The organism is Pseudomonas sp. PDM28, assembly GCF_019219115.1.
Taxonomy (GTDB): Bacteria; Pseudomonadota; Gammaproteobacteria; order Pseudomonadales; family Pseudomonadaceae; genus Aquipseudomonas; species Aquipseudomonas laurylsulfatiphila.
Window position 1 is genome coordinate 278,103 of sequence record NZ_JAHUWG010000005.1, and the last position, 20,372, is coordinate 298,474.

The 20,372-nt window shown below is 60.1% G+C and carries 17 protein-coding genes and 2 tRNA genes; 6 read left to right on the top strand and 13 right to left on the bottom strand.

Going from position 1 to position 20,372, the window contains the following annotated elements; genetic code table 11:
• Positions 1-21 precede the first annotated feature (21 nt).
• The 3 genes from KW841_RS13260 to rimO all read right to left on the bottom strand — a co-directional run bounded on the left by KW841_RS13260 (position 22) and on the right by rimO (position 2,847).
• Entirely contained in the window at positions 22-732 is a 711-nt protein-coding gene (locus KW841_RS13260; protein ID WP_007971163.1) for an rRNA pseudouridine synthase, read from the bottom strand.
• 191 nt (positions 733-923) lie between these two features.
• Entirely contained in the window at positions 924-1,397 is a 474-nt protein-coding gene (locus KW841_RS13265; protein ID WP_102702689.1) for a GNAT family N-acetyltransferase, read from the bottom strand.
• Between the two features lie 112 nt (positions 1,398-1,509).
• The gene (gene rimO, locus KW841_RS13270) at positions 1,510-2,847 is read right to left on the bottom strand and encodes a 30S ribosomal protein S12 methylthiotransferase RimO (protein ID WP_007971167.1); all 1,338 of its coding nucleotides are present in this window, start codon (positions 2,845-2,847) and stop codon (positions 1,510-1,512) included.
• Positions 2,848-3,139: 292 nt separating this feature from the next.
• Between rimO and KW841_RS13275 the strand changes: the two genes are divergently transcribed.
• Complete coding sequence (locus KW841_RS13275; RefSeq protein WP_102702691.1) at positions 3,140-5,041, top strand: potassium transporter Kup; 1,902 nt, start codon at positions 3,140-3,142, stop codon at positions 5,039-5,041.
• 246 nt (positions 5,042-5,287) lie between these two features.
• On the opposite strand, the gene KW841_RS13280 is transcribed toward KW841_RS13275, so the two are convergent.
• The 4 genes from KW841_RS13280 to KW841_RS13295 all read right to left on the bottom strand — a co-directional run bounded on the left by KW841_RS13280 (position 5,288) and on the right by KW841_RS13295 (position 9,889).
• Positions 5,288-6,583 (bottom strand): virulence factor family protein, encoded by a 1,296-nt coding sequence (locus KW841_RS13280; protein WP_218476661.1) that lies wholly within the window; start codon positions 6,581-6,583, stop codon positions 5,288-5,290.
• Positions 6,583-9,225, bottom strand: coding sequence for a bifunctional lysylphosphatidylglycerol flippase/synthetase MprF (gene mprF, locus KW841_RS13285; RefSeq protein WP_218476663.1), 2,643 nt, complete (start codon positions 9,223-9,225; stop codon positions 6,583-6,585). Before mprF ends, KW841_RS13280 begins: the two co-directional genes overlap by 1 nt.
• A gap of 278 nt (positions 9,226-9,503) precedes the next feature.
• Positions 9,504-9,580 (bottom strand) — tRNA-Met (locus tag KW841_RS13290).
• A gap of 232 nt (positions 9,581-9,812) precedes the next feature.
• Positions 9,813-9,889 (bottom strand) — tRNA-Met (locus KW841_RS13295).
• Between the two features lie 301 nt (positions 9,890-10,190).
• Between KW841_RS13295 and dinB the strand changes: the two genes are divergently transcribed.
• Entirely contained in the window at positions 10,191-11,252 is a 1,062-nt protein-coding gene (dinB, locus tag KW841_RS13300; protein ID WP_015093801.1) for a DNA polymerase IV, read from the top strand.
• A gap of 124 nt (positions 11,253-11,376) precedes the next feature.
• On the opposite strand, the gene KW841_RS13305 is transcribed toward dinB, so the two are convergent.
• The 4 genes from KW841_RS13305 to KW841_RS13320 all read right to left on the bottom strand — a co-directional run bounded on the left by KW841_RS13305 (position 11,377) and on the right by KW841_RS13320 (position 16,166).
• The gene (locus KW841_RS13305; RefSeq protein WP_218476665.1) at positions 11,377-12,330 is read right to left on the bottom strand and encodes a hypothetical protein; all 954 of its coding nucleotides are present in this window, start codon (positions 12,328-12,330) and stop codon (positions 11,377-11,379) included.
• 19 nt (positions 12,331-12,349) lie between these two features.
• Positions 12,350-14,065 carry a proline--tRNA ligase gene (locus KW841_RS13310; RefSeq protein ID WP_102702778.1) on the bottom strand — a complete coding sequence of 572 codons (1,716 nt, stop codon included), beginning with the start codon at positions 14,063-14,065 and terminating at the stop codon, positions 12,350-12,352.
• A gap of 143 nt (positions 14,066-14,208) precedes the next feature.
• Positions 14,209-15,768 carry an AmpG family muropeptide MFS transporter gene (locus KW841_RS13315; RefSeq protein WP_218476667.1) on the bottom strand — a complete coding sequence of 520 codons (1,560 nt, stop codon included), beginning with the start codon at positions 15,766-15,768 and terminating at the stop codon, positions 14,209-14,211.
• A 44-nt stretch (positions 15,769-15,812) separates the two neighbouring features.
• A complete protein-coding gene (locus KW841_RS13320; protein ID WP_218476669.1) occupies positions 15,813-16,166 on the bottom strand; it encodes an MGMT family protein in 354 nt (117 codons plus the stop codon).
• Positions 16,167-16,329: 163 nt separating this feature from the next.
• Between KW841_RS13320 and KW841_RS13325 the strand changes: the two genes are divergently transcribed.
• The gene (locus KW841_RS13325; protein ID WP_218476671.1) at positions 16,330-17,337 is read left to right on the top strand and encodes a DUF481 domain-containing protein; all 1,008 of its coding nucleotides are present in this window, start codon (positions 16,330-16,332) and stop codon (positions 17,335-17,337) included.
• A 137-nt stretch (positions 17,338-17,474) separates the two neighbouring features.
• On the opposite strand, the gene KW841_RS13330 is transcribed toward KW841_RS13325, so the two are convergent.
• Complete coding sequence (locus KW841_RS13330) at positions 17,475-17,684, bottom strand: cold-shock protein (RefSeq protein ID WP_002554837.1); 210 nt, start codon at positions 17,682-17,684, stop codon at positions 17,475-17,477.
• A gap of 353 nt (positions 17,685-18,037) precedes the next feature.
• Between KW841_RS13330 and dcd the strand changes: the two genes are divergently transcribed.
• The 3 genes from dcd (at position 18,038) to KW841_RS13345 (ending at position 19,548) form a co-directional block, all read left to right on the top strand.
• Positions 18,038-18,604, top strand: a complete 567-nt coding sequence (dcd, locus tag KW841_RS13335; RefSeq protein WP_007940589.1) for a dCTP deaminase — start codon at positions 18,038-18,040, stop codon at positions 18,602-18,604.
• A 107-nt stretch (positions 18,605-18,711) separates the two neighbouring features.
• Positions 18,712-18,921 carry a hypothetical protein gene (locus KW841_RS13340; RefSeq protein ID WP_218476674.1) on the top strand — a complete coding sequence of 70 codons (210 nt, stop codon included), beginning with the start codon at positions 18,712-18,714 and terminating at the stop codon, positions 18,919-18,921.
• Between the two features lie 246 nt (positions 18,922-19,167).
• Positions 19,168-19,548 (top strand): hypothetical protein, encoded by a 381-nt coding sequence (locus KW841_RS13345; protein ID WP_256357812.1) that lies wholly within the window; start codon positions 19,168-19,170, stop codon positions 19,546-19,548.
• Positions 19,549-19,603: 55 nt separating this feature from the next.
• Here KW841_RS13345 and KW841_RS13350 read toward each other — a convergent pair whose 3' ends face one another.
• Complete coding sequence (locus KW841_RS13350; protein ID WP_218476689.1) at positions 19,604-20,368, bottom strand: ABC transporter ATP-binding protein; 765 nt, start codon at positions 20,366-20,368, stop codon at positions 19,604-19,606.
• Positions 20,369-20,372: the final 4 nt, after the last annotated feature.

Below are 20,372 nucleotides of genomic sequence, written 5' to 3' on the forward strand. Positions count from 1 at the left end.
AGTGTGGCGGCGCGGATAGCCTTAGAACTTCTCTTTGCCGGACAAGTAGCGCCATTGCCCCACGGGCACTTTGCCGATGGACACGCCGCCGATGCGGATGCGGCGGATGGCGACGACCTTCAGGCCCACGGCCTGGCACAGCAGGGCGATGATGCCCGGTTGCGGGTTCTTCATGGCAAAGCGCAGGCGGTTTTCGTTCTGCCAGCTGGCCTTGACCGCCGGCAACTCCTTGCCCTTGTAGGTCAGGCCATGGTTCAGACGGTTGAGGCCGTGAGCCACCATCTCGCCTTCAACCTCGACCACATACTCTTGCTCGATCTTGCTGGAGTCGGCGGTGAGTTTGCGCAGGATTTTCCAGTCCTGGGTGAACACCAGCAGCCCGCTGGCGTTGGCCTGCAGGTCGGTGCTGGCGGTCAGGCGCAGGAAGTGCCCGCGCAACGGACGCTTGCCGTAGCGGTGTTCTTCGCTCAGGGTCTCGGCGCCGAGGGTGGCCATGGCGGTGTCTGCGTCCATGCCGGCCGGCACGTTGAGCAGCAGGGTCACCGGTTCCGGCGCGGTGGCCTTGGCTTCTGGATCAAGCTCGACTTTCTGGGTGTCGACCTTGAATTGCGGCTCGTCGATAACCACGCCGTCGACGGTGACCCAGCCGCCCTCGATGAACAGCTCAGCCTCCCGACGGGAACAGCCGACGAGTTCGATGAGGCGTTTGGAGAGACGAATCGGGTCAGTCATGTCAGGGCCGTAACAAAAAGGGGGTGGGCATTGTACCTGCCTGGCGCCGGTTAATCCCGGTTCCATTTGCGCCGTGAGGCGTTTTGTGGGAGCGGGCTTGCTCGCGAAAGCGGTTTATCAGCCAATATCGATGTTGAATTTGATGGTCTCTTCGCGAGCAAGCCCGCTCCCACATTTGGTTCCTGGTTGTGTCAGCCATTGCGTGTGAGTTTTTCAGCCTGACGCATACGCATGTGCAACAACGGATACGGCTGGCCCATGCCATCGACTTCCGAGCGACCGATGACCTCGAAACCCTGCTTGAAGTAAAAGCCGAGGGCTTGCGGGTTCTGTTCGTTGACGTCCAGTTCATCGGCGTTCAGGTGTTCCAGGGCATAACGCAACAATTTCTTGCCCAGGCCCTGGCCGCGATGGTCGGGGTCGATGAAGAGCATTTCGATCTTGCCTGCCGCGACGCCGGCGAATCCGGTGATGCGCTGGCTCGAATCCTTGGTGCAGATCAGCATCACCGAGTCGAGGTAGCGGGTCAGCACCAGGTTTTTCAGCAGCTCGATGTAGCTGTCCGGCAGGAAGTCGTGGGTGGCGCGCACCGAGGCCTCCCAGACCCGGGTCAATTCTTCGTAGTCGCCGAGTTTCGGCGTGTGGATGACCGAATGCTGACGCATGCCCGTCTGCCTCTTATGCAGTGGTTGATAGGAATCCTTCCATGTGCAAACGATAGCCGTAAAAAAGCCCCGCATCTCGTCAAGAGAGCGGGGCTTTTTGTATTTTTTGCGTTTAGATCTGTTCAGCCCACAGGTCGTATTCGTCGGCGTCGGTCACTTTGCACCAGACCTTGTCGCCCGGCTTGAGGTTGCTGCCGTTGTCGATGAATACGTTGCCGTCGATCTCCGGGGCGTCGAAGAAGCAGCGGCCCACGGCGCCTTGCTCGTCGACTTCATCGACCAGCACTTCGATCTCGCGGCCGATGCGCATTTGCAGGCGCGCCGAGCTGATGGCCTGCTGGTGCGCCATGAAGCGCTCCCAGCGGTCCTGTTTGACGTCGTCCGGAACGACTTCCAGGTCCAGGTCATTGGCCGGTGCGCCTTCTACCGGCGAGTACTGGAAGCAGCCGACGCGGTCGAGCTGGGCTTCGGTCAGCCAGTTCAGCAGGTACTGGAAGTCCTCTTCGGTTTCGCCCGGGAAGCCGACGATGAAGGTCGAACGGATGATCAGGTCCGGGCAGATTTCGCGCCAGTTCTTGATGCGTGCCAGGGTCTTGTCTTCGAAGGCCGGGCGCTTCATCGACTTCAACACCTTCGGGCTGGCGTGCTGGAACGGGATGTCCAGGTACGGCAGGATCTTGCCGGCGGCCATCAGCGGGATCAGCTCGTCAACGTGCGGGTACGGGTAAACGTAGTGCAGGCGAACCCAGACACCGAGGGTGCTCAGGGCTTCGCAGAGTTCGGTCATGCGGGTTTTCACCGGCGCGCCGTTCCAGAAACCGGTGCGGTATTTCACGTCGACGCCGTAGGCGCTGGTGTCCTGGGAGATCACCAACAGCTCCTTGACGCCGGACTTGACCAGGCGCTGGGCTTCGTCGAGGACGTCGCCCACCGGACGGCTGACCAGTTTGCCGCGCATCGACGGGATGATGCAGAAGCTGCAGCTGTGGTTGCAGCCTTCGGAGATCTTCAGGTAGGCGTAGTGGCGCGGAGTCAGCTTGATGCCTTGTGGCGGCACCAGGTCGATCAGCGGGTTGTGGTCCTGGCGTGGCGGCACGACTTCGTGCACGGCGTTGACCACTTGCTCGTACTGCTGCGGACCGGTCACGGCCAGCACGCTCGGGTGTACGTCGCGAATGTTGCCCTCTTCGACGCCCATGCAGCCGGTCACGATGACCTTGCCGTTTTCCTTGATGGCTTCGCCGATCACTTCCAGGGACTCGGCCTTGGCCGAGTCGATGAAGCCGCAGGTGTTGACCACCACGACATCGGCGTCCTGGTAGGTGGACACGACGTCATAGCCCTCCATGCGCAGCTGGGTAAGGATGCGCTCGGAGTCGACCAGTGCTTTGGGGCAACCCAGGGATACGAAGCCAACCTTTGGATTGGCCGACGCAGGAGTGGTGGACATGTCTAACCTCGGTATTTTGTGACGCCTCGTGCCGAGTGCGGCAAGACGACGGACGGGCGCTTGATTGGCGCCTCTGATCAAAAAGTGCGCAATTCTAGCGATGGTAAGCCCACTTGACCAGCTTTATGCAGGGAAATACGACGAGTGCTGCGCTATGCTTCGCGCCGTTACGCTTTACTGGTTTTTTACAGTCAACAAAACGTCTGTAACCTGATGTAAAACAGCGCATGCTGCACGACAAAGCATAGTGCTTCTTTCAATGAAGCCCGGGTCTGAGAAGTAGGAGTGGTGGATGGGTCAGGCAAGTAGTCAGGCTGCCGGTGCCGAGCATTCGGCGGTGAAACCGATCGGCATGCTGGTCGCGGCAGTCGGGGTGGTTTATGGCGATATCGGCACCAGTCCGTTGTACACCCTCAAGGAAGTGTTTTCCGGAGGCTATGGCGTGCCGGTCAACCATGACGGGGTACTGGGGATTCTGGCACTCATTTTCTGGTCGCTGATCTGGGTCGTGTCGATCAAGTACATGATGTTCGTACTGCGCGCCGACAACCAGGGCGAAGGCGGGATCATGGCCCTGACCGCACTGGCCCGGCGGGCGGCGGCGGGCCACGCGAAGTTGCGCACATTGTTGGTGGTTTGCGGACTGATCGGTGCGGCGCTGTTCTATGGCGACAGCATGATTACTCCGGCGATTTCCGTGCTGTCGGCGATTGAAGGCCTGGGACTGGCATTCGAAGGTATCGACCATTGGGTGGTGCCATTGTCGCTGGTGGTGCTGGTCGCGCTGTTTCTGATCCAGCGTCACGGCACGGCGCGCATCGGTATTCTGTTCGGGCCGATCATGGTCACCTGGTTCCTGGTGCTGGGTGCGCTGGGCGTCTATGGCATCAGCCAGCACCCGGAAGTCCTGGAAGCGATGAACCCGGTGTGGGGTGTGCGTTTCTTCATGGTCCATCCGGGCATGGGCCTGTCGATTCTCGGTGCCGTGGTACTCGCACTGACCGGTGCCGAAGCACTGTACGCGGACATGGGGCACTTCGGTCGCAAGCCGATCGCTCGTGCCTGGTTCATCCTCGTGCTGCCGGCACTGGTGCTGAACTACTTCGGCCAGGGCGCGCTCCTGCTGGGTGATCCGGAAGCTGCCCGTAACCCGTTCTACCTGCTGGCACCGAGCTGGGCATTGATCCCGCTGGTCGGCCTGTCGACCCTGGCCACGGTGATTGCCTCGCAAGCGGTGATTTCCGGTGCGTTCTCCCTGACCCGTCAGGCGATCCAGCTCGGTTACATTCCGCGCATGCATATCCAGCACACGTCCAGTGCCGAACAGGGCCAGATCTACATCGGCGCGGTGAACTGGGCGTTGATGGTCGGCGTGGTGCTGTTGGTGCTGGGGTTCGAATCCTCCGGCGCCCTGGCCTCGGCCTACGGTGTGGCCGTGACCGGGACCATGCTGATGACCAGTATCCTGGTGTCCGCGGTGATCCTGTTGCTATGGAAGTGGCCACCGGTGCTTGTGGTGCCGATCCTGTTGGGTTTCCTGTTGGTAGACGGTGTGTACTTCGCCGCCAACGTGCCGAAAATCGTTCAGGGCGGTGCATTTCCGGTGATCGCCGGTTTCGCGCTGTTTGTGCTGATGACCACCTGGAAGCGTGGCAAGCAGTTGCTGGTCGAGCGCATCGATGAGGGTGGTTTGCCGCTGCCGATCTTTATCAGCAGCATCGCGGTACAACCGCCCCATCGCGTTCAGGGTACTGCCGTGTTCCTCACGGCGCGGCCGGATGCCGTGCCCCACGCACTGTTGCACAACCTGCTGCATAACCAGGTGTTGCACGAGCAAGTGGTGCTGCTGACGGTGGTGTACGAAGACATCCCGCGGGTACCGCCGACGCGACGCTTCGAGGTGGATTCCTACGGCGAAGGTTTCTTCCGGGTGATCCTGCACTTCGGCTTCACCGACGAGCCGGACGTACCGAAGGCGCTGAAGCTGTGTCACCTCGATGAACTGGACTTCAGCCCGATGCGCACGACTTACTTCCTCAGTCGCGAGACGGTCATCGCCTCCAAGCTCGAAGGCATGTCTCGTTGGCGCGAGGCGCTGTTTGCTTTCATGTTGCAGAACGCCAACGGCAATTTGCGTTTCTTCAATCTGCCGCTGAACCGGGTGATTGAGTTGGGTACTCAGGTCGAGATGTAAGCCCCATCAAAAGCCCCCGTTGCCATTGGGGCAGCGGGGGCTTTTTTGTGGACGGTCGCTGGATACTTCAGAACCTCTGTGGGAGCGAGCTTGCTCGCGATGGCGGTGCCACATTCAACAGAAATGCTGACTGATCTACCGATATCGCGAGCAAGCTCGCTCCCACAGGGGGTGTGTGGTGCACGCAGGAATGAAAAAGCCCCCGCTACCGTGAAGTAGCGAGGGCTCTTGTTCAGCGAGTCCGGATCATTCCTGAGCAGCCGTTTCCTTCGGCTGCCGCTTCTCGATCACCTCCACCAGACGCTTGGCCAGCGCCGGGTAGTTCTCGTCGAAGTGGTGGCCGCCAGGCAGCTTGATGGCTTCGCCCACCGCTGTCTTGTCGGTGCAGCCACTCTCGTCGGTTTCTTCTTCACCGTAGATGCACACCACTTTGGCGGCTGGCAGCTTGGCCATCTCCGGGCCGGTGGCGGCTTCCTTGCCGGCGTTGCCGAGCCAGCCTTCGACTTCGATCTCGAAGCTGCCGGTGCGGGCGAAGGCCAGCAGGATGATTGCGTCGACGCGTTGCTGCTCCGATTCGGCCAGGCGGTTATAGATTGCCGGCAGAACGTCGGCACCAAACGAGTAACCGGTCAGGATGAAGCGCTTGGTGCCCCATTTCTGCCGGTAGTGCTGCATCAGTTCGGTCAGGTCCAGCGCGCTTTGCTCGGGGCTCTTGTGCTGCCAGTAGTAGCGCAGGGTGTCGATGCCGACCACCGGGTAGCCGATCTTGGCCATCTCGCCCGCCACGTCGCGGTCGAGGTCGCGCCAGCCGCCGTCACCGGACAGGAACAGGGTCACGGTGTCCCTGGCCTGGCCGGCGGGCACTTCGACCACCGGAATCTGCAGGCCACCAGCGGCTTTGTCGCCGCCGACGAGGATCTTGCGCAGTTCGTTGTTCAGCACTTGCGGCAGGTTGATGTCGTAGTCGCTGATGCTGGTTTCGGCATTCGGTTGATTACGCACGAAGCCGGCACTGGTGTCGTCCGGGTTGTCGTTCCACGCAACCAGCCAGTGACCGTGGGCTGCGCTTTTGGGCAGCAGGTGAGTGCAGCCACCCTTTTCCAGGGCCAGGTCGACCGAGATGGCCTGGGCCTTGTCATTCTTCTGCTCGGACAACCAGCGCCAGGCCAGCACGGCACCCGGGCCGATGCCGCTGACAAGGGTCGCCGGGCCTTCGAGTTCCCTCAGGCCCGATTGCAGGGCGCGGCTTTGCAGCAGGCAGTCCTTGGGCAGGATCACCTGGACAATCTGCGCCGAGCCACTGCGGCTAAGGGTCATCAATTGCTTGTCGCTGAGTTTCTGGTCTTCGTTGACCGCCACCAGCACCTGGGCGCGTGGCGTGGTTCCGGGGATGACGCGGGTCATCGCCGCACCGTCGGCCGGGGTCAGGGATTCGAGGGTCGGTTCCGGTGCCGGGCGTTTCAGGTACCAGAAACCGCCAGCGAGAATCAGGGCCACTATCACCAGTGTGCCCAAAACATACCGCAAGGAGCGTTGAATCATCAGCGTTTCACCAATCCGGTCAAGCCGCCCGCGATCAGGGCGGCAGTGTCGGCCAGCGCAACCAGCGGATCGAGTCCGGCGGGCACGGCCATATAACGGGGTTCCCAATCAGGCTGGAACTTGTCTTTGAAGCGGCGCAAGCCCTGGAAGTTGTACAGCTGCTCACCACGGCGGAATACCATCGAGCCCAGGCGCTGGGTCAATGGCGCGCCGCGACGGGGTTGCAACCCCGACAACGGCACCATGCCCAGGCTGAAACGCGCGTATCCATGGTTTTTATAATGTTGAATCAGGCCGACCATCATGAATTCCATGGTCAGCTTCGGGGCGTCCGGGTGCGCGCGCATCAGGTCAAGGCTGGCCAGGTCGTGGCCGTAGGTCTCGAGCAAGTTGGCGAACGCGACCGGGCGTCCTTCGAAACGAATCACCGCGATGCGGAAATACTTGAGGTAGTCATCGCTGAAACGGCCCAGCGAAAAACCTTTCTCGCGGACGTTCTTGCCGGTCAGCCAGGCATCGGAAATCACCTTGAGTTCATCCATCGGCGCCTGTCCCGGCTCGAAGATCTCCAGCGACAGGCCGTCACGGGTGCCACGGTTCCAGGTGTAGCGCAGGTCCTTCATCTCTTTGCCCTTGGCTTCGAGATCAAAACGCTTGAGATCGACCCGGGCTTCTTCGCCGAGCTTTATCGCGGTCAGGCCGATGTCCATGTAGTACGGAAGGTTCTCTGCGCGTACCTGATAGAACACGGGGCGGGCGTGGTGGATGTCGCACAGGTCGCGGAACTGCCAGATCATTTCCGCCCGTTGCTGGCCCGGGCCGATCGGGTCATACAGCGCCACCAGGCTGCGGCCGCGACGGGCGTACATCAGGAACGCCTCGTCGTTGGGGTGGAACAGCAGCGCCTTGTCACCGGTCAGGGCCAGGCCGCCATCGGGTTGCGCGGAGGCCATGAGGATCTTGCTGGCGCGCTCCAGCTCCTCGGGTGTCGGCAGGTGAATGACCGGGCGCGCGGTGCGCAGCAACCAGGTCAGCGACACCACTACCAGCAGCACGGCAGCCCCGAGCAGCGAGCGCAGGCCGCGAGGGGCATCGGCGTCCAGAGTGAATTGCCACCAGAGTTGATGACTGTACGGAACGTCCTGATAGGCGAACAGCAGCAACCAGATCGACGCCCCGAGCACGCATAGGCTGGCCACCAGGTACAGCGGCGAGAACGGCACTTCGGTCAGACGGCTGGGACGGTAGAACGAGCGGCGGAATACCCCGAGCAGGCTCGCCGTCAGCACCATCAGGCTGGCTTCTTCCCAGTCGAAACCCTTGAGCAGTGAGAGCAGGGCGCCGACCAGCAACAGGATGGTGGTCAGCATCCACGCGGCCGACAACCGGCGGCGCAGGCCCTGGGCCAGCAGCAGGCACAGCACGCCGACGAGGCTGGCGCCAAAGTGCGAAGCATCGACCAGTCGATGGGGGATCAGAAAACCGATGTGTTCCAGGCGGGTGTCGATTTCCGGGGTGGCGCCGGAGAACAGCAGGACAACACCGGACAGAAACACCAGCACCGCCAGTATCGGCGCCGCCAGGCCCGAGGCTGCGCGCAATGTCTGGCGTGTCTGGAACAGGCGCTGACCTTCGTTGACCAGCAACAGCAGGCAGGCCACCAGCAAGGGCAGGACCACGTAGATCAAGCGATAGAGCAGCAGGGCGGCCGCCAGCGGCGCAGCACCCAGGGTGTCGGAAAAGGCCGCCAGCAAGATCGCCTCGAACACCCCGACACCGCCCGGCACGTGGCTGAGCACACCGGCGGCCAAAGCCAGCAGGTACACCAGAAGAAACGCACCGAAGGGCGGCGTTTCCGGCAGCAGCAGATAGAGCACCGTTGCGGCGGCGGCAACGTCCAGGGCGGTGATGATCAATTGCAGGAACGTCAGGCGAGTCCCGGGCAGGCGCAGGGTGCGGCGCCCGATCCTGACCAGCAGGTTGTCCGGGTAAGGCTGTTCCGGCAGCCGGCGACGGTAGATACCGATGGCCAGCACCGAAAACAGCACGAGCACGGCGCTCGCCACTACGCCAAGCAATGCCTCGGAGAGTCCCAGGGCGGTGGACGCGGCAGGCAGCTCGCTGAGCGTCGCCAGGGCGGCCAGCGGCGGCAGGGCGCACCCTAGCGAGAGGCTGGCGAACAGCGTCATGCGGGCGACTTCAGCGGCTCCCAGGCCATGACGGGCATAGAGGCGATAGCGAACCGAGCCGCCCGACAACATTGAAAGGCCGATGGCGTTGCCGATGGCAAAGGCTGTGAAGCCACCCAGCGCCAACTCGCGCGGTGCCAGGCTCACCCCGGCATAGCGGCTGGCCGACCATTCGTAGCCGAGCAGAATGATGAAGCCCACCACGGTAGCGCCCAGTGCGCCCAACAAGGCAGGTTTTGGAACTTCGAGGATCGAGTCGTGCAGCGCGTAAAGGTCGAGTTCGCTCAGCAGGTGGCGACAGGCAATCAACGCGATCGCGAACAACAGCAGGGTGACCGCCAGGCCAATGGGTTGACGGTATTTGCTCAATCGATCAAGCAGGCGCAAACGCTCAGCCTTGATTGGTTGTGTCGCTGTGACGGTGTCTTGTGAATCAGACGAGTTGGCGCGCATCAATCACCTCTTGGATTGTGCGCGACAGGATGGGGGTATCCAGCCAAGTTACCAATCCCTGTAGAAAAAAATAATCACAAATATTAACGCCTGTCACCGGGCGACGGGGACGGCGCGACATCGGTCGTGAAGGCTTCAGCCTGCGATTGAGCATAGTCTGAACCCGGCGCATGGGTGGCCCCAAACGGCTTGCTGCACAGTGACAGATCATTGTTGCGAAAGGACTTTTTCAACAGATACAAAAAAGGCCACTCTTTCGAGTAGCCTTTTTTGATGTTTGGTTGCGGGAGCCGGATTTGAACCGACGACCTTCGGGTTATGAGCCCGACGAGCTACCAGACTGCTCCATCCCGCGTCTGTGTGGCGGCATTCTATAGAGATACGCCGGGGTGTCAACCGTTAATCCTGAAACAGGTCAAATAAACGTTGAGTTGCGGCAAGCGGTCGCAGTGATGACCTAAGTTTCGGAATCAGAACGATTTCCGGTTTTGCCGTCGCTGAGTGTCCAGACCTTGTTTTGACGCCAGGCGATACAAAACAAGCGCGCACAAAAAAGGCTACTCTTTCGAGTAGCCTTTTTTGATGTTTGGTTGCGGGAGCCGGATTTGAACCGACGACCTTCGGGTTATGAGCCCGACGAGCTACCAGACTGCTCCATCCCGCGTCTGTGTGTCGGCATTCTATAGAGATACGCCGGGGTGTCAACCTTCAATTCAGATAAAACCTGTTCATCTTCAATCGGTTAGCTTGCCGATCAGCGGGTTGGTCAGCCTGTGAGGCAGGCGGGGCAAGGCCTGCGGCTCTATCGGGAATGTTTTCCTGATTGAAAAAATAAATTTACCAACGACATTTCCCACGCCTAGAAAAGAACATTCAGACTACTGGTGCTATATACAGGTGTCGGTGAGATACTGGATGTCCGTCACACCAACACGCCTTTTCCTTGCCATGAACTCTGCTTTGCCATGACTCAGCGAAAGATCATCCACGTCGATTGTGACTGTTTCTACGCCGCTATTGAGATGCGTGACGACCCGCGTCTGGCTGGCAAGCCATTGGCGGTGGGCGGGTCGGCGGACCGGCGCGGGGTGATCGCCACCTGCAATTATGAGGCGCGGGCTTACGGGGTGCGTTCGGCGATGTCCTCGGGGCATGCCTTGAAGCTGTGCCCGGACCTGACCATCGTCAAGCCACGCATGGATGCCTATCGAGAAGCGTCGAGGGAAATCCACACGATTTTTCGCGATTACACCGAGATCATCGAGCCGCTCTCGCTCGACGAGGCCTACCTCGATGTGTCGGACAGCGCGCATTTCGCTGGCAGTGCAACGAGAATTGCCCAGGACATCCGGCGCCGGGTCTCCAATCAGTTGCACATCACCGTGTCGGCAGGCGTGGCGCCGAACAAGTTTCTGGCCAAGATTGCCAGTGACTGGAAAAAGCCCAACGGGCTGTTCGTCATCACTCCGGACCAAGTCGAGGACTTTGTCAGTGGCTTGCCGGTGAGCAAACTGCACGGGGTCGGCAAAGTGACCGCCGACAAGCTGGGCAAGTTGGGAATCACGGATTGCCTGCAATTGCGCGAGTGGGACAAGTTGGCGCTGGTTCGTGAGTTCGGCAGCTTTGGTGAGCGACTCTGGAGCCTGGCCCGTGGGATTGATGAACGTGTGGTGCACAACGACAGTCGTCGTCAGTCAATCAGTGTCGAAAATACCTACGACGTAGACCTGCCGGACCTGAAGAGTTGCCTGGATAAGTTGCCCGAGCTGCTGGAGACCCTGGCCGGTCGCATGGCGCGAATCGACAGCAGTTATCGTCCGGGCAAGCCATTCGTCAAAGTGAAATTTCACGACTTCACGCAGACGACATTGGAGCAGGCCGGGGCAGGGCGGGATCTGGGGAGTTATCAGTTGATGTTGACCCAGGCCTTCAATCGTGGCGGTAAAGCGGTGCGGTTGTTGGGGGTCGGTGTGCGCCTGGAGGACTTGCGGGGCGGGTTCGAGCAGATGGAGTTGTTTGAGCGGTAGTTGGGTGGTGAATTTGCGGGCCTCTTCGCGAGCAAGCTCGCTCCCACAGGGGATTTGAGTGTTCACAAATCCAATGTGGGAGCGAGCCTGCTCCGGGCGGCGATCCGACGAAGCTTTTTGGCTCTTAGTTCAGTCCCGGATTCGCCACCAGCCGCTCGCCATTGCGGGCCAGTGACTTCAGGAACTCGGTCTGCAATTCCGGATCGTTTCGCGTCAGCTCGATCAGGCTCTGTTCCAGCTCGCTGGCTTCTTCTTCAAGACCCAGCTCCGACAGGCGTTTGACTCGGTGGACCCACTGGCTGACTTCGTCGCCTTCGAGATCGTCATAAATCAGCCCGTGGGCCTCATAGAGCTTGCTGCGCAAGGTGCTGCTGATGGCCAGGGTGGAATCGGTGTGTACGTTGTCCTGGGCAGCCTCAACACGGATCAGCAAGCGGCTCAGATGATTGATGTCATGTTCGGCGAACGGGTTATCCAACAGATTCAGGCGCAACACGCCGTTTTTGTCGGTGGTCAGTTCGAAGGTTTCCTTGCCTGCCTTGACCTCGACCGGGCGCTCGCTCCAGGGCAGGCTTGAGTACTCCGTGCGTTTGTCGCGCTGGACTTCATCAATACCGGCCAGGTTCTGCTGCGCGCGGCCATGGGACTGCACGTTCATGAACGGGTTGAGCCCGGCGAAACCGTAGCTCAGCCAGTCCCTGGTCACGCTGTCCGGCAGATTGCCGAGGGCAAACACATTGACCACGTTGGCACCGACACCCGCCACCACGGCCACCGCGCCCAGCGGGATTTCGTAGATCTCCCGCCAGGGCTGGTACGGCGTATAGCGGTCGTAGTGACGCGTGACTTCGTACTCGGTGACTTCGAAAGTCTTCTGCTCGTGGATTTTCACCCGCCGTTGCGGCAGCTCAAGCACCTTGGGCTCACCGACATCGATCTGCAGGCTATGATCGAGCAGTTTGCGCTCGACCCGTTCCTCGTGCTCGCTGCGTTGTGACATGTGATTGGCACAGCCGCTGACCAGCAGGGTGCCGCACAAGGCGGCACCACCGAGGCCTAAGGTGTTTCGCTTGAACATGACGTCTCTATATCTGCTATCAGCGGCGGATGCGGGCCTGAAGGAAGGACAGCACGTCGGCGACCGGCAGCGCTTGTGCGTCGGCCTCGGTACGGCTCTTGTATTCCAGGTTGCCTTCGGCCAGGCCGCGGTCGCTGACCACGATCCGGTGTGGAATGCCGATCAGTTCCATGTCCGCGAACTTGATGCCTGGGCTGGTTTTCTTGTCACGGTCGTCCAGCAGCACTTCGAAGCCGGCAGCGGTCAGTTCCGCGTACAGCTTGTCGGTGGCTTCGCGAACCTGCTCGGTTTCGTAGCGCAGCGGCACCAGGGCAATCTGGAACGGCGCGAGCGTGTCGCTCCAGATGATCCCGTTTTCGTCGTTGTTCTGCTCGATGGCAGCCGCCACCACGCGTGACACGCCAATGCCGTAGCAGCCCATTTCCAGGGTGACCGGCTTGCCGTTCTCGCCCAGTACTTCGCACTTCATCGCTTTGCTGTACTTGTTGCCCAGCTGGAAGATGTGCCCGACTTCGATGCCGCGCTTGATTTCCAGGGTGCCTTTGCCGTCCGGGCTCGGGTCACCGGCCACGACGTTGCGCAGGTCGGCAACGGTCGGAACAGGCAGGTCGCGCTCCCAGTTCACGCCGAAGTAGTGTTTGTCGTCGATGTTGGCACCGATGCCGAAGTCGCTCATCAGTTCGACCGAGCGATCGATGATGATCGGCAGTGGCAGGTTCAGCGGGCCGAGGGAGCCGGCGCCGGCGCCAATGGCTTCGCGCAGTTCGCTTTCCGAGGCCATGACCAGAGGGCTGGCCACGCCTGGCTGGTTGGCGGCCTTGATTTCGTTCAGCTCATGGTCGCCACGGATGATCAGGGCGATCAGCTTGCCTTTCTCTTCGGCGTGCACCACGAGGGTCTTGATGGTTTTCTCGATCGGCAGGTTGAAGCCTTCGACCAGTTGCGCAATGGTCTTGGCGTTCGGGGTGTCGACCAGGCGCAGTTGTTCGGTCGCAGCGGCGCGCGAGGTTTCCCGTGGCACGGCTTCGGCTTTCTCGATGTTCGCGGCGTAGTCGGAGCCGTTGCTGAAGACGATGTCGTCTTCACCGGACTCGGCCAGCACGTGGAACTCGTGGGAGCCGGCACCGCCGATGGAGCCGTTGTCGGCTTCAACAGGGCGGAACTTCAGGCCCAGACGGGTGAACACGTTGCAGTAGGCCTGGTGCATGCGATCGTAGGTGATTTGCAGCGAAGGCTGGTCAGCGTGGAACGAGTAGGCGTCCTTCATGATGAATTCGCGGCCGCGCATCAAGCCGAAGCGTGGGCGGATTTCGTCACGGAATTTGGTCTGGATCTGGTACAGGTTGATCGGCAGCTGCTTGTAGCTGCTCAATTCGTTGCGCATCAGATCGGTGATGACTTCTTCGTGGGTCGGGCCGGCGCAGAAGTCGCGGCCGTGGCGATCCTTGAAGCGCAGCAATTCAGGGCCGTACTCTTCCCAACGCCCGGATTCCTGCCACAGCTCGGCCGGTTGCGTGCTCGGCATCAACACTTCGAGAGAGCCGGCGGCGTTCATTTCTTCACGAACGACGGCTTCGACCTTGCGCATTACCCGCAAGCCCATCGGCAGCCAGGTGTAGAGGCCCGAGGCAAGCTTGCGGATCATGCCGGCGCGCAGCATCAGCTGGTGGCTGATCACGACCGCGTCGGAAGGCGTTTCTTTTTGTGTGGCGAGCAAAAATTGACTGGTGCGCATGGTTGGCCGTTATCGATTGCTGATGACGAGAAATGACGGAGCATTGTACGGGCGAGATCCGCTGGCGTACAGGCGTGCGGTCGGTGGTGTGGCAGGAGGGCGCGATTCACTCGGCCCTCGGCGATTCTTCCTGCGTAATAATCCTACGATTCTTCGGCGACCGGGGTCTGCAGCGGTTCCGGGGTGGGTGTCGGACCTGCGCGGCGGCTCTCCTGGAACCAGTGCAGGGCGATCAGCAGCAGGGTCGGGACGCCCAGCAGGGCGGTAATCAGGAAAAAATCGTGATAACCGAACTTCTCCACCATGACCCCTGAGTAGCCGCCGATCAGGCGTGGCAGCAACAGCATGATCGAGCTGAGCAGGGCGTACTGGGTGGCGGAGAACTTGAGGTTGGTCAGGCTCGACAGGTAGGCCACGAAGGCCGAGGTGGCCAGGCCTGAACTGAAGTTGTCCAGGGATATGGTCAGTACCAGCATGTTCAGGTTGGGGCCCATGTCGGCGAGCATCAGGAACAGGATGTTGGTCGCCGCGGATGCGATGCCGCCGATGAACAGGATTGGCAGGATGCCGAAGCGCACGATCAGCAGGCCGCCCATGCCGGCGCCGACCAGGGTCATGATCAGGCCGAAGATTTTGCTCACGCTGGCGATCTGGTCCTTGGTGAAGCCCTGGTCGATGTAGAACACGTTGGCCATCACACCCATGACCGTGTCGGACATCCGATAGGTGGCGATCAGGCCGAGCAACAGCAGCGCTTGCCAGCGGTATCGCAGGATGAAGTCGTTGACCGGTGTCAGCACCGGCGCCAGGCCGCGACGGCCCATGGCCGAGAGGCACAGGGCGGTGAGCGTGATGTAGAGGATGGCCCGCAGGAATGCGCGGTCTTCGAGCAGCAGGTCGAGCAGGCTCACGCCTTCGAACAGTACGCTGGCGAAGTCGGTGTTGTAGAGCTGGGTGAACATGGCTGGCACGGACACCAGCAAAATGATCAGCACGAACACCGAGGCCAGTTGATGCATGAAGCTGTAGCGTCCGGCCTGCAGTTGTGTGCGCAACGGCACGGGTGGTTCGCGCATGAACAGGGACGTCAGCAGTGCCGGGACCATCAGCGCGCCGAACAGGATATAAGTGCCGGCCCAGGCCGAATGCTTGTAGTTGAAACCGGTGGAGCCAAAGCCTTCGGCGAAGTACAGCGCGCCTGCTGTAGCCAGCAGAGCAGCGACCCGGTAACCGGACATGTAGCTGGCGGCCAGGGCGGCCTGGCGATTGTCTTCGGCGATTTCCAGGCGGTAGGCGTCTACTGCAATGTCTTGCGTCGCTGATGCGAAAGCGACGACTACAGCAATGGCGATCAGCCAGGAAAGATGCTTTTGCGGATCGCAGAAACCCATCCCGATCAGGCCCAGGATGACCAGTGCCTGGGACAATACGAGCCAGGATCGTCGTCGGCCGAGTTTGCCGAGCAATGGCAGTCGCCATTGGTCGAGCAAGGGCGACCAGACCCATTTGAAGGCATAGGCCAGGCCGATCAGGCTTGCATAGCCAATGGTTTCACGAGCCACGCCGGCTTCACGGAGCCAGACCGAAAGAGTCGAAAACACCAGCATGTAGGGCAGGCCGGCGGCGAAGCCAAGCAGCAACAGCACGAGTGTCGAGGGGCTGGCATAAGCGGCGAGCGCGGCGCGCCAGGTTTTACGGGGCATGGGCTGGAGTCTGCCTCAAGAAATACGGAAACAAAGCGCGCACTCTAACCGCTGTGCTCTACCGGACGCCAGCCATGGCGCTGAATATCAACACGATTATTCAGGACACTGATGCCCTCCATGCGTAATCGTGCGCGCTGCTCATCGCCTGAAGGGCTGCCGACCGGCAGGCTGATACGCCCGTTTGCGCCCAGAACGCGATGCCAGGGCAGCTTGCTGTCGCTCGGCAATTGGCTGAGTGTGCGGCCCACCCAGCGAGCGGCGCGACCCAATCCTGCAAGCTCGGCCAACTGGCCGTAGCTGACGACTTTGCCCTCGGGAATTTGTGCCAGAGTCAGATACAGCGCCGTGCGTCGGATTTGCGCTGTGCTCTCGGGTTCATCGGTTGGATCGGTCACGTCCGTCAGTCCTGAAGAAGTCTGCTTTACCGTCTGTAGAGTAATTCCTGCACGGGCGCTTGAGAAATGAACTCAACAGAAATAGCTGGGTCAGTCCTTGTCAGGGCCTTATTCCTACGGATAATGCCGATTTTTTTCGCAATCCCGAGCCCGTATTTTGCTTATGTTGTCCAGATCCCTGCTATGTCTCGCTGTCCTTGGCGCCTCCACTCCCTTGCTAGCCGATACCGTGTGGTTGAAGAACGGTGACAAACTCAGTGGCAAGATCACGCTGTTCGATGGCGGCAAGCTGCTGATCCAGACCGAGTATGCCGGTGCGGTGACGATCGACTGGAAGCAGGTCAAGACCCTGGACAGCGATCAGGAGTTGCTGGTCAAGCAGGATGCCTACACGGGCGAGAAAGCCAAGTCGCTGAAAGCGGCGGACGCCGGGAAGGTCACGCTGGCCAATGGCGAGGCACCGAAGACGGTCGAACTGGCAAGCATTCAGCAGATTCTCAAGCCAAAACCGGTGGTTGAGGATCTGGTGTGGAAAGGCAATGTCGATGTCGCGCTGGACTATCAGCGGGCGGAAAACGACACCGATGACTACGACATCGATTTCAAGACCACTGCGCGCCACGGTCGCTGGCGGCATACCGCCGAAGGCGAATACAACCGCGAGTTCCAGGACGATGTGGTGACCACGGACAACTGGCGGGCCGAGTACTCCATCGACCGGTTCCTGACCGAGCAATGGTTCTGGCAGGGGCGCCTGGTGTACAAGCGCGACAAGGTCGAAGACCTTTCCCGTCAGCGAACCTTTGGTACGGGCCCTGGCTATCAGTTCTGGGATAACGAACTCGGGGCGTTCTCCCTGGGCTCGCTGGTCAACCGCACGGATTATGATTTCTCCGATGGCAGCAAGGAAAGTTTCTACGCCCTGGCCATGACGTGGGACTACAACCGCTACCTGATCGGCAAGCGTGTCGAGTTCTTCACCAATGGTGAGGTCGGCAAGCCGCTGTCGGGTGTGGCCGACTACGCACTCGATGCCGAGATGGGGTTGCGCTACAAAGTGACTGACTGGGCTTCGCTGAACCTGAAGGCGGAGCGGGACATCATCAGTGGCACCGACGATGCGGATCTGGACAAGACACGTTACACCGCAGGGTTTGGCGTGACCTGGTAAGACGCTAAAAGATCGCAGCCTGCGGCAGCTCTGTAGGCGCTGCCGCAGGCTGCGATCTTTTTTTACCTGTGAAAAACACACAGGCACAAAAAAGCCCCGCTGTTGAGGGCGGGGCTTTTTACTAAAGCAAGTACAAGTTAGATAACTTGAACTTCTTCAGCTTGCATGCCTTTCTGACCGCGGGTAGCGATGAAAGAAACCTGTTGGCCTTCTTTCAGGCTTTTGAAGCCGTCGGACTGGATAGCTTTGAAGTGAACGAACAGGTCGTCACCGGATTGTGGGGTGATGAAGCCGAAGCCTTTTTCATCGTTGAACCACTTAACGGTACCGGTTTGGCGATTAGACATGGTGTAACTCCTTGAACAAAGATAACTGCGACTCAGGAAGAACCCTGGCCGAGACTGAGTGCAAAGAGCAGGAAAAATTCTTGTAGATGGTTGGATCGAAATTCAACATATCGTGTAGAGATTCTCAGTGACACAAGCAGCACAGTGACGCCACCTTAACCCTTTTTCCGAGACGTGCCAATGCTTCTTGCGAAGGTTTCTCTGTTTTAAGGATCGGCGGTGTGACGGTTCGTCGCCAACGCGCGTAATTCCTGCCTGTTCGGCGAGAATTGCACCCCGGACTTTGAACCCGGCGGCGCGCCCGGTAAGATGCCGGACAGAATTTTTCGACCTCGCAATTCAGGACACCCGCCATGAGCATCAAATCGGACAAGTGGATTCGCCGCATGGCGCAGGAACACGGCATGATCGAGCCTTTCGTCGAGCGCCAGATGCGCGGCAGCGACGATAGCCGTGTGATCTCCTACGGCGTGTCGAGCTACGGCTACGACGTGCGTTGCACCAATCATTTCAAGGTGTTCACCAACATCAATTCGGCCATCGTCGACCCGAAAAACTTCGATGCCGGCAGCTTCGTCGACATCCACAGCGACGTGTGCATCATTCCGCCGAACTCCTTCGCCCTGGCCAGCACCGTCGAATACTTCCGCATTCCGCGCAATGTATTGACCATTTGCCTGGGTAAAAGCACTTACGCGCGCTGCGGCATCATCGTCAACGTCACGCCGCTCGAGCCTGAGTGGGAAGGTCACGTGACCCTGGAGTTCTCCAATACCACCAATCTGCCGGCGAAAATCTACGCCAACGAAGGCGTGGCACAGATGCTGTTCCTCGAGTCGGACGAAGAGTGTGAAGTGTCCTACAAGGACCGTGGCGGCAAGTATCAGGGCCAGCGTGGCGTGACCCTGCCGCGCACCTGAGTCAACCGTCCGACAAATGTCGGGAATTCCTGGGCGGGCGTACACTCTATGGAGTGTACTGTTCCGATCCGCGCAAGGCGGGTCGGGCCATCGCCCAGGAGCGCCGAATGAAGATCAATCCGCGAATCAGTGCCGAACTGGCAAGGCTTGAACCCAATCAGGTTGGCGTTCTGGCCTGGTCGTTGTTGGCACATCCGCCCGTCAGCATGGCAGGGGGCATTCCCGGCCAGCCTGATCCTGATACCCCGAACGAACAGCCCAACGAGCCAGGTGAGCCTACCCTGCCGGATGAGCCACCGCCTGCGCCTGTTGCCTGATTTTCGATCTCCGCCATTCATGGCCGGTGAACGGCGGTGGTTGTCTTCAGCAAGCAGGTTTGCGTCTGTTTTTTGCCATTCACGAACGTAGAGTCTGAATCGGCCTGCACATATTCGGAAGTAACTGTGTCTGTCGTCGAAACCAATCGACGGGTATGGCCGTGGTTCCATCTGTGAGCTGCGTGCCCGGCCGTTGGCAAAGGGGGCGCCAGTCAGTTAACGACGAATATGAAAAGGAACATTCAGATGAGTGCAAATCGATCGGGACATATGAGTGCCGATGTCATCTCGACAGACGGCTCCATGCAGTTTCGCGTAACGGATGGACTCGATTTTTATCAGCGGTCAAACATTCATCGCATTGAGGCGGATAACGGTCAGGGGACAGCCTTTTACGTGTGTTTGCCGATGGGAATCCAGAGTGGCGGTTTCAGCCTGGGGCTCACCGAGGGATCGCCCATGGTCATCCATGTGAGCGGCAACTCGGAGGCTGAGCTTTATCCAGGAACGCTCGAGTTGACGGTGGGAGGTGACGCGGAGTTTGCCGGACGCTTCAGCGGGACGGACGCTAATGGTCTGCAAGTGAGTAATGGCAGTTTCAGGTTGGAAAACCAAGCGGGGGCATAACGGTTGATGGATGTTGGAAGCCGGGCAAGCCGGCTTCCACTTTTCCTGCCGGTGGTTATTTCAGGTTGCCACTGAGGAACTGCTTCAACCGCTCGCTTTTCGGGTTGCCCAACACGTCTTCCGGCGCGCCTTCTTCCTCCACCAGGCCCTGGTGCAGAAACAGCACCTGGCTCGACACCTTGCGGGCAAAGCTCATTTCGTGGGTCACCATGATCATGGTCCGGCCCTCTTCGGCCAGGCCCTGGATCACCTTGAGCACTTCGCCTACCAGTTCCGGGTCCAGCGCCGAGGTCGGTTCGTCGAACAGCATGACTTCCGGTTCCATGGCCAGTGCGCGGGCAATCGCCACCCGTTGTTGCTGGCCGCCAGACAGGAATGCCGGGTACTGGTCCGCCACACGGGAGGCCAGTCCCACCTTGTCGAGGTAGCGTCGGGCGCGGTCCTCGGCTTCCTTCCTGTCGCAGCCCAGCACCCGGCGCGGCGCCATGGTGATGTTTTCCAGCACCGTCATGTGGCTCCACAGGTTGAAGTGCTGGAACACCATGGCCAGGCGGGTGCGAATCCGCTGAAGTTCATTGGCATCGGCCACGTGCATGCCGTGGCGATCCTTGATCATGCGGATGTTCTGCCCGTCGAGGCTCATGGCGCCGTCGTTGGGTTGTTCCAGGAAGTTGATGCAACGCAGAAAGGTACTTTTACCCGAGCCGCTGGCGCCGATCAGGCTGATGACGTCGCCGGTCTTGGCCTTGAGCGAAACGCCTTTGAGGACTTCATGGTCGCCATAGCTTTTATGCAGGCCTTCGATGGTCAATTTGTACATGGGG

Coding starts and splice junctions, on each gene's coding strand:
- KW841_RS13325 (WP_218476671.1), top strand. CDS start 16,330: ATGTTGTCCAGATCCCTGCTATGTCTCGCTGTCCTTGGCGCCTCCACT.
- KW841_RS13310 (WP_102702778.1), bottom strand. CDS start 14,065: ATGCGCACCAGTCAATTTTTGCTCGCCACACAAAAAGAAACGCCTTCC.
- KW841_RS13330 (WP_002554837.1), bottom strand. CDS start 17,684: ATGTCTAATCGCCAAACCGGTACCGTTAAGTGGTTCAACGATGAAAAA.
- KW841_RS13275 (WP_102702691.1), top strand. CDS start 3,140: ATGGGTCAGGCAAGTAGTCAGGCTGCCGGTGCCGAGCATTCGGCGGTG.
- KW841_RS13350 (WP_218476689.1), bottom strand. CDS start 20,368: ATGTACAAATTGACCATCGAAGGCCTGCATAAAAGCTATGGCGACCAT.
- KW841_RS13345 (WP_256357812.1), top strand. CDS start 19,168: ATGAGTGCAAATCGATCGGGACATATGAGTGCCGATGTCATCTCGACA.
- KW841_RS13260 (WP_007971163.1), bottom strand. CDS start 732: ATGACTGACCCGATTCGTCTCTCCAAACGCCTCATCGAACTCGTCGGC.
- KW841_RS13265 (WP_102702689.1), bottom strand. CDS start 1,397: ATGCGTCAGCATTCGGTCATCCACACGCCGAAACTCGGCGACTACGAA.
- dcd (WP_007940589.1), top strand. CDS start 18,038: ATGAGCATCAAATCGGACAAGTGGATTCGCCGCATGGCGCAGGAACAC.
- KW841_RS13280 (WP_218476661.1), bottom strand. CDS start 6,583: ATGATTCAACGCTCCTTGCGGTATGTTTTGGGCACACTGGTGATAGTG.
- mprF (WP_218476663.1), bottom strand. CDS start 9,225: ATGCGCGCCAACTCGTCTGATTCACAAGACACCGTCACAGCGACACAA.
- dinB (WP_015093801.1), top strand. CDS start 10,191: ATGACTCAGCGAAAGATCATCCACGTCGATTGTGACTGTTTCTACGCC.
- KW841_RS13315 (WP_218476667.1), bottom strand. CDS start 15,768: ATGCCCCGTAAAACCTGGCGCGCCGCGCTCGCCGCTTATGCCAGCCCC.
- KW841_RS13340 (WP_218476674.1), top strand. CDS start 18,712: ATGAAGATCAATCCGCGAATCAGTGCCGAACTGGCAAGGCTTGAACCC.
- KW841_RS13305 (WP_218476665.1), bottom strand. CDS start 12,330: ATGTTCAAGCGAAACACCTTAGGCCTCGGTGGTGCCGCCTTGTGCGGC.
- rimO (WP_007971167.1), bottom strand. CDS start 2,847: ATGTCCACCACTCCTGCGTCGGCCAATCCAAAGGTTGGCTTCGTATCC.